This window comes from Pseudomonas sp. RIT-PI-a (genome assembly GCF_001187875.1).
Lineage (GTDB): Bacteria > Pseudomonadota > Gammaproteobacteria > Pseudomonadales > Pseudomonadaceae > Aquipseudomonas > Aquipseudomonas coleopterorum.
Map to the genome: position 1 here is coordinate 53,873 of NZ_LGIR01000011.1, position 12,325 is coordinate 66,197.

Consider the following 12,325-nt stretch of genomic DNA (forward strand, 5'->3'; position numbering starts at 1 on the left):
TTTTTGAAAAAGTGCTTGCCAGAGTTTGGGTCGCTCCGTAGAATGCGCGCCACACCGAGAGACAAAGGGTGATTAGCTCAGCCGGGAGAGCATCTGCCTTACAAGCAGAGGGTCGGCGGTTCGATCCCGTCATCACCCACCAATCTCTCTCAGTGTTACGCGCAGCGGTAGTTCAGTCGGTTAGAATACCGGCCTGTCACGCCGGGGGTCGCGGGTTCGAGTCCCGTCCGCTGCGCCATTAATTCCGCTTCAGAGCCCTTGAACTCTCTGAAGCACAAGAGAAGCGACCTTAGGGTCGCTTTTTTTGTGCCTGCGATTTCTGTCACGTCCGGCTGCACCGCATTTATCCCGATACACCGCAAGCATCGATGCCCGCCACCCCCACCGACACCGCGCCCCTGTAGCAGCGGCGCAAGCCGCGTCCGGCCGCACCGCGTTCATCCAGATACACCGCAAGCACCGATGACGCGGCTCGCGCCGCTGCTACAGGGTATGCGCAAGCTGCGTCCGGCCGCACCGCGTTCATCCAGATACACCGCAAGCACCGATGACGCGGCTCGCGCCGCTGCTACAGGGTATGCGCAAGCCGCGTCCGGCCGCACCGCAATCGATCAGGTACAGCGCAATCCGGATCCAGGCCCATCGCGTTGAATCAGGCAAACACCATCAACCCGCTCAAGCCACCTTGCACTGACGGCACAGGTGCTTGCCGTTGGCAGTGCTCCAACCCAGCTCGGCAATGCGGGCTTCCGCCGCCGGTTTCTGCGCCTTGGTGCCGAGCTTGGCATCCACCGCGAACTCGAAGTCGAGCACCTTGCCGCAGCTGTCGCAGTTGACCTTCCATTGATGGATCGCCAGCTCGCCGAACACCGGGCCGGTGGCCACTGCCACCCATTGGCCGGGCGGGTTGATCAGGTGACGGACCTTTTCCACCACCAAGCGCATGGACAGGTCCTTGCTGCCCTTGAGGGTCACCAGCAGGGTGTCGCCGTTGTGGATCGAGCCGCCGTTGCCGGTGACCTGGTAGCGGCCGGGCATCAGCGCGCGGCACTCGATCAGGGTGTGCTGGGGGTTGAGCAAGCTGAAGCGGAAATCGTGTTCGACCATGGGTCCTCCAAATAGACGCGACATGCTAGCACGCCGGTCATGGTGCGGCCTCAGGCCATCGCCCGGGCCTGCTCCTCGAGCCGCACGATGGCCTCGTCCAGTTCGTCGAGCGCAGACAGGGCCGCCGGATCGTTCTGCTTGAGCAGCGTCTCACTGCGCAGGCACGCCGCGCGCAACTGCGGTACGCCGCAATAGCGGGTCGCACCGTGCAGCCGATGCACGCGCTCGATCATGGCATTCTGATCGGCGTTTATCCGCGCCAACTGGATGGCTTCGCGATCGGCCTGCAGCGAGGCCAGCAGCATTGCCAGCATGTCGGCAGCCAGGTCGGCCTTGCCGGCCGCCAACCGCAGGCCCTCGGCGGCATCGAGCACCTGCAGGGTATTGGTATCCAACGGCTGCTCAGCCGTTTTGTCCAACGCCTGCGGGTTCAACGCCATCCCCGTCCATTTCAGCACGACCTGCGCCAACTGCCGTTCGCTGATGGGTTTGGTCAGGTAGTCATCCATGCCGCTCTGCAGCAAGGCGCGCTTCTCATTGGCCATGGCGTGGGCGGTCAGCGCCACGATGGGCAATGCAGCGCCGAGCTGGGCGCTCTCCCATACGCGAATGCGCTCGGTGGTTTCGCGGCCGTCCATTTCCGGCATCTGCACGTCCATCAGCACCAGGTCGAGCCCGCCTTCCTGTACCGCCTTGATCGCCGCTGCGCCGTTGTCCACCGCGCGCACTTCGGCACCCAGGTCTTCGAGCAGGGTCTGCACCAGCAGCAGGTTGGCCGGATTGTCATCCACGCACAGTACGCGCGGCGCGCGCTCGCCGCTGTTCTCGGGACTTTCGTAGCGCAGTTGCTTGGGGTTGATCAGGTCGGCCAGCGCGCGACGCAACCTGCGCGTGCAGCTGGGTTTGGCCTGCAGCTGGCGGTCGGCGTTGGGGACCGCGGCGTGGAACAGGGCCTGCTCGGTGGTGGGGCACAGCACCAGCACCTGACAGCCACTCTGTTCGATCTCGCGGATCTGCACGGCCAGGCGTTCCGGCGAAATCTCGTGGGCGGTGATGCCCAGCACCGCGAGGTCCAGCGGCTGGCCCGCCTGCCGTGCGGCATGGGTGGCCAGCACCAGCTTGTCCAGCGACTTGAAGTCGGTCACGTCCAGACCGCAGTCTTCGAGCTGGTGTTGCAAGGCCTGCCGCGCCAGTTCATGGCCATCGACGATGGCGATGCGACGGCCGAGCAGGGGCGCAGACGGCAAGTCCTCGGCGTCGTCGCGAGCCTTGGGCAGGTTGAGGCTGATCCAGAACTCCGAACCCTCGCCCGGAGCACTGTCGACCCCGATCTCGCCGCCCATCTGTTCGACCAGTCGCTTGGAGATCACCAGCCCCAGACCGGTGCCGCCAGGCTGCCGCGACAGTGAGTTGTCGGCCTGGCTGAATGCCTGGAACAACGCCCGCACGTCCTGGCCGGACAGGCCGATGCCGGTGTCCTGCACACTGATGCGCAACTGCACACCGTCTTCGCTCTCGTCTTCCATCATGGCGCGGGCGACGATCGTGCCCTCGCGGGTGAACTTGATGGCGTTGCTCACCAGATTGGTCAGGATCTGCTTGAGCCGCAGCGGGTCGCCGATCAGCGACAGCGGCGTATCGCGATAGACCAGGCTGACCAGTTCGAGCTGCTTGGCATGGGCGGCCGGCGCCAGGATGGTCAGGGTGTCCTGCAGCAGATCGCGCAGATTGAAGGGAATGTTGTCGAGCACCAGCTTGCCGGCCTCGATCTTGGAGAAATCGAGGATCTCGTTGATGATGCCCAGCAAGCTGTCTGCGGATTTTTCGATGGTGCCCAGGTAATCCAGCTGGCGCGGGGTCAACTCGCTTTTCTGCAGCAGGTGGGTGAAGCCCAGAATGCCGTTCAGTGGCGTCCTGATCTCGTGACTCATGTTGGCGAGGAATTCGGACTTGATCCGGCTCGCTTCCAGCGCTTCCTTGCGCGCCAGGTCCAGCTCGATGTTCTGGATTTCGATGGTTTCCAGGTTCTGCCGGACGTCTTCGGTAGCCTGGTCGATGCTGTGCTGCAGTTCTTCCTGGGCGTCCTGCAGGGTTTCGGCCATGCGGTTGATGCCAGCCGCGAGGGCGTCCATCTCGTGGCTGCCCATGGCCGGCACGCGACTTTCCAGGTTGCCGTCCTTGATCTGGGTCACGGTGTCCTTGATCTGCCGAATCGGCGCACTGATGCTGCGGCTCATGTGCGCCGCCAGCAATGCGGTGATGCTCAGACCGGTCAGAATCAGCAGCAGGCTGGCGAACAGGCTGCGGTAACCACGCAGCAGGGTGCCATCGTGGGAAAGCTCCAGCTCGACCCAGCCCAGCAGGTGGTCGACCTCGGCAGGCACCTCGTCACTGGCCAGGTCGCGGTGGCGGCCGAACACCGGCATCAGGTAGCGTGTCGCATCGAAGCCACTGCGTTGCAGCGAGTGGGTGCTGTTACCGATGGGCACGGCGTTGAGCATCATGGGCCCGGCGTGGGCGAGCAGGGTCCGGTCTGCGCCCAGGAAGGTCACCGAGCGCACGTCGGTCAGCTCCAGGGATTGCGCGGCGATGCGTTCCAGCCGCTCGCGGTCCTTGGCCACCAGCGCCGGTGCCGCCAGCGGCGCCAGCTGTTCGGAGATCATGTCGCCGCGTTGCAGCAACTGGCGCTGCAGGTCGGACTGCTGCATCCAGGTGAAATAGCCGCCCAGAATCAGCGCCATGCAAGTGGCCGGCGTGAGCGCAAGTAACAGCACGCGGCTTTTGATACCGAGTTTCTTCAACACGCCGTAGGCGCCTTTCTGACTGAGCAATAGGGGGAAAATACAGGGGGGCGGGACGATGCGCCAGTCACGCGCACCGACGGCGGACCCCAGAGGGCAGTGCGACGCGGTCAGTGGGCGAACAGCGATCAGCAAAGGTTGCCTGCTGCGGCGTGATCTCCAATAATCCGCACTTGAGAATGACACCCACTAGCAGGCGAAAATGAATCCCGTCCAAGCAGGCGCCCATACCATCCTGGCCATCGAAGACGACCAGGTATTGGGCAGCTACGTTAATGAGCAGCTCGGGCGCTGCGGCTTTCAAGTGACCTGGTGCCAGAACGGCCGCGAAGGGCTGGCGCTGGCCGAGCGAAACCAGTTCGACGTGGTGCTGATGGACATCCTGCTGCCGGGCATGAACGGCCTGGATGTGCTGTACGCCCTGCGTCGCAGCTCGGCCACCCCGGTGATTCTGATGTCGGCGCTGGGCGCCGAGGCCGATCGCATCAGCGGCTTCCGTCGCGGTGCCGACGACTACCTGCCCAAGCCCTTCAGCATGGCCGAGCTGCAGGTGCGCGTGGAAGCCATCCTGCGCCGGGTAGCCATGGAGCGTCTGCGCGTGCAGCCGCGAGAGGGCGTGGCGCAACAGGGCGAGCTGCAGTTCTGCGAGCGCAGTGCCGATGTGTTGGTCAACGGCCAGCCGGCGGGGCTGACGCCTAGCGAATACCGTCTGCTCGATACCCTGCACCGTCAGCGCGAGGAAGTGCTGAGCAAGGCCTTCCTTTATCAGCATGTGCTGCAGCGCGGCTATTCGCAGCACGATCGCAGCCTGGACATGCATGTCAGCCAGATACGCCGCAAGCTCAAGGCGCTGGGCTACCAGCGCCAGCAACTGCGCACGGTGTGGGGCAAGGGCTACCTGTTCGGCGGCGGCGAGGCATGAAACTGCCCCATCGCCACTCGGTGTTCTGGAAACTGTCGATACTGCTGGTCGCGTTCTGCCTGCTGATGATCTGGCTGAGCTGGTACTGGGGCCAGTACCTGCAGGAGCGCAACGCCTACCTGAGCGCCGACGCACGGCATGCCTTACGCCAGTACGCGGCAGCGGCCGAGCAGGCCCATGGGCAAGGTGGACGGGCTGGGGTCGATGCCTGGCTTGCGCGGATGTCGGCGAGCGAGCCTGGTTTCATCGCCGTGGTGGGGGCTGATCTCACTTCCTTGAGCAGTCGACCACTGGACGCTGTACAACAGCAGCGCCTGACGTTCCTGCGCCATCTGGAGATGCCCATGAGTCGCCGTTCGCGGGGCGCGCCCTGGATGCAGATCCCTTTCATCGAGCATCCGGAGCAGGGCAGCCTGGTAATGGCCCTGCCCGAGCGCTTCACACCCGGCCGGCACGCCTGGTTGTGGGCGTTGCTGACCAACGCGCTGGTTCCCGGCGTGTTCACCCTGCTGTTGTGCATCGGGCTGTACCGCATGCTCATCGTCCCTCTGAACCAACTGCGTGAGCAGGCCAACGCCTGGCGTGCCGATCAGCTCAACGCCCGCCTGAGCGCGAACACCACTGCCCGCAGCGATGAGCTCGGTGAACTGGGACGCGCCTTCGACCACATGGCCGAGCGGCTGCAAGGCACCGTTGCCCTGCAGCAGCAGATTCTGCGTGACCTGTCCCACGAGCTGCGCACACCCCTGAGCCGCCTGCGCGTGGCCTGCGAAGGTGAGCTCGATGAGCAGCGCCTGCGCGAACGGCTGAGTCGCGAGATCGACGGCATGCAGCGTCTGGTCGAAGATACCCTGCAACTGGCGTGGCTGGATGCCGAGCGCGCGCCGCTGGCCAGCGAAGCGATCCAGGTGCAGGCACTGTGGGACATGCTGGCGGAGAATGCCTGCTTCGAAAGCCAGTGGCCGGCCCGCCAACTGCACTGCGAAGTCGACGCCGATTGCTGGGTGCAGGGCAATCTCGACAGCCTGGCCCAGGCGCTGGAAAACGGCTTGCGCAATGCCATTCGTCACTCGCCCAGCGGCGGTCGCGTGACCTTGAGTGGTCAGCGTGATGGCGATCACTGGCTGTTGTGGCTGGAAGACGAGGGCGGTGGTGTCGCCGAGGCGGACCTGCAGAGAATTTTCGATCCCTTCACGCGCCTCGACGGATCGCGGCCCGGCGACGGGGGATTCGGCCTCGGGCTGAGCATTGCGCGCAATGCCCTGACCCGCCAGGGCGGTGCATTGTGGGCGCAGAATACCGCGCGTGGCCTGCGGCTGAACATGCGCTTGCCGGCTGCTTATGCTTTCACGCTATAAGGTGCGCACTTTGCGTGATATGGGTATCCGGCGTTTGCCGGTATGATAGGCGACCCCCGCAGTCCGGATTGCGAATACGCCATGACCCCGCAGTACCTAACGATCGCCGACTGCGTCGGCAACACGCCGCTGGTGCGCCTGCAGCGCCTGGCCGGTGAGACCAGCAACACCTTGCTGCTCAAGCTGGAAGGCAACAACCCGGCCGGTTCCGTGAAGGACCGCCCGGCGCTGTCGATGATCAGCCGCGCCGAAGAACGTGGGCAGATCCAGCCCGGCGACACCCTGATCGAAGCGACCTCCGGCAATACCGGCATCGCCCTGGCCATGGCCGCGGCGATCAAGGGCTACAAGATGATCCTGATCATGCCCGACAACTCCACGGCCGAACGCAAGGCTGCGATGACCGCCTATGGCGCCGAGCTGATCCTGGTCAGCCGCGAGCAAGGCATGGAAGGCGCACGCGACTTGGCCGAACGCATGCAGAGCGAAGGGCGCGGCAAGCTCCTCGACCAGTTCGCCAACGGCGACAACCCCGAGGCCCACTATCGCAGCACCGGCCCCGAGATCTGGCAGCAGACCGCAGGTACCGTGACCCATTTCGTCAGTTCCATGGGCACCACCGGCACCATCATGGGCACCTCGCGCTATCTCAAGGAGCAGAACCCAGCGGTGCAGATCGTCGGCCTGCAACCCATGGAAGGCGCCGCCATTCCAGGTATCCGTCGCTGGCCGGAACAGTATTTGCCACGCATCTATCAGGCCGACCGGGTCGACCGGATCATCGACATGGCGCAACAGGAAGCCGAGGACATGACCCGCCGTCTGGCCCGTGAAGAAGGCATCTTCTGCGGCGTGTCGTCCGGTGGCGCAGTGGCGGGCATGCTGCGCCTGTCGCGGGAAGTGAGCAATGCGGTCATCGTCGCGATCATCTGCGATCGCGGTGATCGCTACCTGTCCAGCGGCATCTTCGACGCATCCAACTGATGGCCAGAACCAAACCGGGCCTGCGCTTCCAGCCGACAGGCGGAACCCGTGCGCCGCAAGTGCCGACCGGCAAGAAACAGCGCTTGCCGATCGAACGCCTGGCCAGCGACGGACGCGGGATCGCCTTTTTCGAAGGGCGCACCTGGTTCGTCAGCGGCGCCCTGGCCGGTGAGCAGGTCGAGGCCCGGGTGCTCAATGCCCACGGCAAGATCGTCGAAGCGCGTTGCGAGCGCGTGCTGGTCGCCAGCGAGCTGCGCCGCTCGGCGCCGTGCCCGCATTTCGGCACCTGTGGTGGCTGCAGCCTTCAGCACCTGCCCCATGATCAGCAGTTGGCCCTCAAGCAGCGCCTGCTCGCCGAGCAACTGTCGCGCGTGGCCGGCATCGAGCCGCAGGAATGGGCGGCGCCGCTGAGCGGGCCCGAGCTGGGCTATCGCCGTCGTGCTCGGCTGGCCGTGCGCTGGGACCCCAAGGCCCGTCACCTGGCGGTGGGATTCCGCGCGGCGGCGAGCCAGGACATCGTCGACATCACCCAATGCCAGGTGCTGGTGCCTGCCCTGCAACCGGTCGTCGAACAGCTGCCGACGCTGCTGCGCAGCTTTGCCAAGCCCCAGGTGCTCGGCCACGTCGAGCTGTACGCAGGGACTTCACTGGCGCTGCTGCTTCGCCACACTGCGGCGCTGGCTGATACTGACTTGCAAGCGCTGCAGGCTTTCTGCGCCGCCGCGAACCTGCAACTGTGGCTGCAGGGCGAAGTCGAGCCATCGCCCGTGCAGGCGGACGCCTCGCTGGGTTTCGCCCTGGCGCCCTGGAACCTTGAGCTGGCCTACCGGCCGGGCGACTTCGTCCAGGTCAATGCGGCGGTCAACGATGCGATGATCGCGCAGGCCCTGGACTGGCTGGCGCCCACCCCCCAGGAGCGGGTCCTTGACCTGTTCTGCGGGCTGGGCAACTTCGCCTTGCCGCTGGCCCAGCGCTCGCGTGAGGTGGTGGCTGTCGAAGGGGTCGCGGCCATGGTGCAGCGGGCTGCCGACAACGCCGCCAGCAACAATTTGCATAACACTGACTTTTACCAGAGCGACCTGTCGCAGCCTCTGGACGCCGCCGAGTGGGCCCGCGAGGGTTTTTCTGCGGTACTCTTGGATCCACCCCGAGATGGCGCGTTCGAGGTGGTGCGCACGATCCGTGCGCTGGGTGCGCAACGCTTGGTGTATGTCTCCTGTAACCCGGCAACTTTGGCCCGCGACACGGTCGAATTGTTGAGGCAGGGCTACAGGCTAAAACGAGCCGGGATCCTCGACATGTTTCCGCAGACCGCGCATGTCGAGGCCATGGCGTTATTTGAAGCGGGCCAGGACGGCCCGTCCAATCCGACTGGCGCGCGAAACGCCTGATCGATGCCGGCCCAGCATCGGTCATAGCCAGCGACTGTTGATGCGCTTCGGCGTGTTGTAGGGAAAGGTAAGCAACATGGTACAGGTGAGAGCACACCAGCCGATCAATACGGACGGCAGTATCAATCTCGATGCATGGCTGGATCATATCGTCAGCGTCGATCTGGTGCTGGATCGCGAAGCCCTGAAGCAGGCCTGTGAATTCGCCCAGGCCGCCGAGCTGCAGGGCAACCCGGCCCAGCACTCCTGGGCCGACGGCACCTCCTGTTTCCAGGCGGGCCTGGAGATCGCCGAGATCCTCGCCGATCTCAAGCTCGACCAGGATTCATTGATGGCCGCGGTGATCTACCGGGCCGTCCGCGAGGGCAAGGCCAGCCTTGAAGACGTCGGCCGACGCTTCGGCAGCACCGTGTCCAAGCTCATCGACGGCGTGCTGCGCATGGCCGCCATCAGCGCCAGCCTCAGCCCGCGCCAATCCATGGTGCTGGGCTCGCAGGTGCAGGTCGAGAACCTGCGCAAGATGCTCGTCGCCATGGTCGACGATGTCCGCGTCGCATTGATCAAGCTTGCCGAGCGCACCTGCGCGATCCGCGCGGTGAAAGGCGCCGACGATGAAAAACGCAACCGGGTCGCGCGCGAGGTGTTCGACATCTACGCGCCACTGGCGCATCGCTTGGGCATCGGCCACATCAAGTGGGAGCTCGAAGACCTCTCGTTTCGCTACCTGGAGCCCGATCAGTACAAGCAGATCGCCAAGCTGCTGCACGAACGCAGGCTGGATCGCGAGCGCTTCATCACCGAGGTGATGAGCCAGTTGCACAACGAGCTGCTCGAGACCGGGGTCAAGGCCGACATCAGTGGGCGGGCGAAACACATCTATTCCATCTGGCGCAAGATGCAGCGCAAGGGCCTGGAGTTCAGCCAGATCTACGACGTGCGCGCGGTGCGCGTGCTGGTCCCGGAAATGCGCGACTGCTATACCGCGCTGGGGATCGTCCACACGCTGTGGCGGCACATTCCCAAGGAGTTCGACGACTACATCGCCAACCCCAAGGAAAACGGCTATCGCTCGCTGCACACGGCGGTGATCGGTCCCGAGGGCAAGGTGCTGGAAGTGCAGATCCGCACCCACGCCATGCACGAGGAAGCCGAGCTGGGCGTTTGCGCGCACTGGCGCTACAAGGGCACCGACGTCAAGTCCACCTCCAACCAGTACGAAGAAAAGATCTCCTGGTTGCGCCAGGTGCTGGAATGGCACGAGGAACTGGGCGATATCGGCGGCCTGGCCGACCAGTTGCGGGTCGACATCGAGCCTGACCGGGTCTACGTGTTCACCCCCGACGGCCACGCCATCGACCTGCCCAAGGGCGCGACCCCGCTGGACTTCGCCTACCGCGTGCACACCGAGATCGGCCATAACTGCCGTGGCGCCAAGATCAACGGGCGCATCGTCCCGCTCAACTACAGCCTGAACACCGGCGAGCAGGTCGAGATCATCACCAGCAAGCACGGCACGCCCAGCCGCGACTGGCTCAACTCCAACCTCGGCTACGTCACCACTTCCCGGGCGCGGGCCAAGATCGTCCACTGGTTCAAGCTGCAGGCACGCGACCAGAACGTCGCCGCCGGCAAGTCGCTGCTGGAGCGCGAACTCAGCCGCCTGGGCCTGCCCCAGGTGGATTTCGACCAGCTTGCCGAAAAAGCCAACCACAAAGGCGCCGAAGACATGTTCGCCGCCCTGGGTGCAGGCGATCTGCGCCTGGCCCATCTGGTCAATTCGGCGCAGCAACTGGTCGAGCCCGAGCGCGGCAACGAGCCGGTGGAACTGGTCACGCGCAAGGCCACCGGCTACAAGCCCGGCAAGCGCGGCGATATCCAGATCCAGGGCGTGGGCAACCTGATGACGCAGATGGCCGGCTGCTGCCAGCCGCTGCCCGGCGATGCCATCGTCGGCTACATCACTCAGGGGCGCGGTGTGAGCATCCACCGCCAGGATTGCGCCTCGGTGCTGCAGCTTGGCGGTCGCGAGCCGGAACGTATCATCCAGGTCAGCTGGGGGCCGGTGCCGGTGCTGACCTATCCGGTCGACATCATCATCCGCGCCTACGACCGCTCGGGCCTGCTGCGCGACGTCTCGCAGATCCTGCTCAACGAACGGATCAACGTGCTGGCGGTCAACACCCGCTCGAACAAGGAAGACAACACCGCGCTGATGTCGCTGACCATCGAGATCCCCGGCCTGGACGCCCTCGGGCGCCTGCTCGGCAGGATCTCGCAGCTGCCGAACATCATCGAGACACGGCGTAACCGCACGCCGTGAATTCGCGGATCCCGACACCTCTGCAACGAGTCCGAGCATGTACACACTGCAAGACCTGCTCAACCTCATGGCCCGGCTGCGTGACCCGCAGCACGGTTGCCCGTGGGATGTGAAGCAAACCTACGCCAGCATCGTCCCGTTCACCCTGGAAGAAGCCTACGAGGTGGCCGATGCCATCGAACGCGAAGACTTCGAGCACCTCAAGGGCGAGCTCGGCGATCTATTGTTCCAGGTGGTCTATTACAGCCAGCTGGCGCGCGAGGAGGGCCGCTTCGAATTCGACGGCGTGGTCGACGGTATCACCCGCAAGCTGATTCGACGCCACCCCCACGTGTTCCCCACCGGCGATCTATACGCCGCGCTGGATACGCCGCGCCTGGACGAACACCAGGTCAAGCAACGCTGGGAAGAGATCAAGGCCCAGGAGCGCGCGGAAAAAGGCGGGGTGGGTGAGCAGTTGTCCCTGCTCGATGACGTACCTGCCGCGCTGCCCGCTCTTGCGCGCGCAGCCAAGCTGCAGAAGCGCGCGGCGATGGTCGGCTTCGACTGGCCAGGGCCGTTGCCGGTGCTGGACAAGGTCCGCGAAGAATTGGACGAAGTGCTTCAGGCCATGGCCGCAGACGATGCACCGGCAGTCGCCGAGGAAATCGGTGACCTGCTGTTCAGCGTGGTCAATCTGGCTCGCCACCTCAAGGTGGATCCGGAGAACGCCTTGCGCGGCGCCAACGTCAAGTTCGACCGGCGCTTCCGTTTCATCGAGCAGGCATTGCGCGACACCCACCGCAACATCGAAGATTGCACCCTGGAAGACATGGACGCCCTGTGGGGCGAGGCCAAACGTCAGGAACAGAATCTGCCCAGCTGTGGCTGAGCCGTTTTATAAGTGAGCAGAACACCATGAGCCTTTCCCTCCGCGACCAATTGTTGAAAGCTGGACTGGTCAACCAGAAGCAGGTCAAGCAAGTCAGCAAGGACAAGCAGAAACAGAAGCGCCTGGAGAACAAGGGCCAGGTCGAAATCGACGACACGCAGAAGCGCATCGCCCAGGAAGCCATGGCCGAGAAGGCGCGCCGCGACCAGGAGCTCAATCGCCAGCAGCAGGAGAAGGTCGAGGAGAAGGCACGCGCCGCCCAAGTCAAGCAACTGATCGAAGCGACCCGCCTGCCCAAGCTGACCACCGAGGACTACTACAACTTCGTCGACGACAAGAAGGTCAAGCGTCTGTCGGTCAACAACCTGATGCGCAGCAAGCTGAGCAACGGTTCGCTGGCCATCGTCCAGCATGGAGGTGGCTACGAGGTTATCCCGCGCGAGGCTGCGCTAAAGGTGCAGGAACGCGCACCGCAGCGCATCGTGATGCTCAACGTGGCGACCGAAGAAGTCGACTCGGCGGAAGACCCGTACGCCGCCTACAAGATTCCGGACGACTTGATGTGGTAACC

Annotated in this window: 9 protein-coding genes and 2 tRNA genes; 9 read left to right on the plus strand and 2 right to left on the minus strand. The window is 64.5% G+C overall.

The features are described 5' to 3' along the window. Positions 1–66 precede the first annotated feature (66 nt). Positions 67–142: transfer RNA gene (locus tag AC788_RS02470), tRNA-Val, on the plus strand. 19 nt (positions 143–161) lie between these two features. Further along, a tRNA-Asp gene (locus AC788_RS02475) sits at positions 162–238 on the plus strand. A 437-nt stretch (positions 239–675) separates the two neighbouring features. Here AC788_RS02475 and AC788_RS02480 read toward each other — a convergent pair. Together AC788_RS02480 and AC788_RS02485 are read right to left on the minus strand one after the other, a co-directional pair. Further along, positions 676–1,107 (minus strand): hypothetical protein, encoded by a 432-nt coding sequence (locus tag AC788_RS02480; RefSeq protein ID WP_049859047.1) that lies wholly within the window; start codon positions 1,105–1,107, stop codon positions 676–678. A gap of 50 nt (positions 1,108–1,157) precedes the next feature. Beyond that, positions 1,158–3,911: a response regulator gene (locus AC788_RS02485; RefSeq protein WP_049859769.1), complete on the minus strand. Its 2,754-nt coding sequence runs from the start codon at positions 3,909–3,911 to the stop codon at positions 1,158–1,160. A 199-nt stretch (positions 3,912–4,110) separates the two neighbouring features. On the opposite strand from AC788_RS02485, the gene AC788_RS02490 reads away from it, so the two are divergent. The 7 genes from AC788_RS02490 to AC788_RS02520 all read left to right on the plus strand — a co-directional run bounded on the left by AC788_RS02490 (position 4,111) and on the right by AC788_RS02520 (position 12,323). Then, positions 4,111–4,830 carry a response regulator transcription factor gene (locus tag AC788_RS02490; RefSeq protein WP_049859048.1) on the plus strand — a complete coding sequence of 240 codons (720 nt, stop codon included), beginning with the start codon at positions 4,111–4,113 and terminating at the stop codon, positions 4,828–4,830. Further along, positions 4,827–6,188, plus strand: coding sequence for a sensor histidine kinase (locus AC788_RS02495; RefSeq protein ID WP_049859049.1), 1,362 nt, complete (start codon positions 4,827–4,829; stop codon positions 6,186–6,188). The genes AC788_RS02490 and AC788_RS02495 overlap by 4 nt, the downstream gene beginning before the upstream one ends. 81 nt (positions 6,189–6,269) lie before the next feature. Then, a complete protein-coding gene (gene cysM, locus AC788_RS02500; protein ID WP_049859050.1) occupies positions 6,270–7,172 on the plus strand; it encodes a cysteine synthase CysM in 903 nt (300 codons plus the stop codon). Then, complete coding sequence (gene rlmD, locus AC788_RS02505; protein WP_049859051.1) at positions 7,172–8,563, plus strand: 23S rRNA (uracil(1939)-C(5))-methyltransferase RlmD; 1,392 nt, start codon at positions 7,172–7,174, stop codon at positions 8,561–8,563. The genes cysM and rlmD overlap by 1 nt, the downstream gene beginning before the upstream one ends. Before the next feature lie 76 nt (positions 8,564–8,639). Continuing rightward, positions 8,640–10,883, plus strand: a complete 2,244-nt coding sequence (gene relA / locus AC788_RS02510; RefSeq protein ID WP_049859052.1) for a GTP diphosphokinase — start codon at positions 8,640–8,642, stop codon at positions 10,881–10,883. A gap of 37 nt (positions 10,884–10,920) precedes the next feature. Next, positions 10,921–11,754 (plus strand): nucleoside triphosphate pyrophosphohydrolase, encoded by an 834-nt coding sequence (mazG, locus tag AC788_RS02515; RefSeq protein WP_049859053.1) that lies wholly within the window; start codon positions 10,921–10,923, stop codon positions 11,752–11,754. A 26-nt stretch (positions 11,755–11,780) separates the two neighbouring features. After that, complete coding sequence (locus AC788_RS02520; protein ID WP_049859054.1) at positions 11,781–12,323, plus strand: DUF2058 domain-containing protein; 543 nt, start codon at positions 11,781–11,783, stop codon at positions 12,321–12,323. Positions 12,324–12,325 lie beyond the last annotated feature (2 nt).

Excerpts from the sequence above, each read along its gene's own strand:
- AC788_RS02480 (WP_049859047.1), bottom strand. The coding sequence starts at position 1,107 with ATGGTCGAACACGATTTCCGCTTCAGCTTGCTCAACCCCCAGCACACC.
- AC788_RS02490 (WP_049859048.1), top strand. The coding sequence starts at position 4,111 with ATGAATCCCGTCCAAGCAGGCGCCCATACCATCCTGGCCATCGAAGAC.
- AC788_RS02495 (WP_049859049.1), top strand. The coding sequence starts at position 4,827 with ATGAAACTGCCCCATCGCCACTCGGTGTTCTGGAAACTGTCGATACTG.
- cysM (WP_049859050.1), top strand. The coding sequence starts at position 6,270 with ATGACCCCGCAGTACCTAACGATCGCCGACTGCGTCGGCAACACGCCG.
- rlmD (WP_049859051.1), top strand. The coding sequence starts at position 7,172 with ATGGCCAGAACCAAACCGGGCCTGCGCTTCCAGCCGACAGGCGGAACC.
- relA (WP_049859052.1), top strand. The coding sequence starts at position 8,640 with ATGGTACAGGTGAGAGCACACCAGCCGATCAATACGGACGGCAGTATC.
- mazG (WP_049859053.1), top strand. The coding sequence starts at position 10,921 with ATGTACACACTGCAAGACCTGCTCAACCTCATGGCCCGGCTGCGTGAC.
- AC788_RS02520 (WP_049859054.1), top strand. The coding sequence starts at position 11,781 with ATGAGCCTTTCCCTCCGCGACCAATTGTTGAAAGCTGGACTGGTCAAC.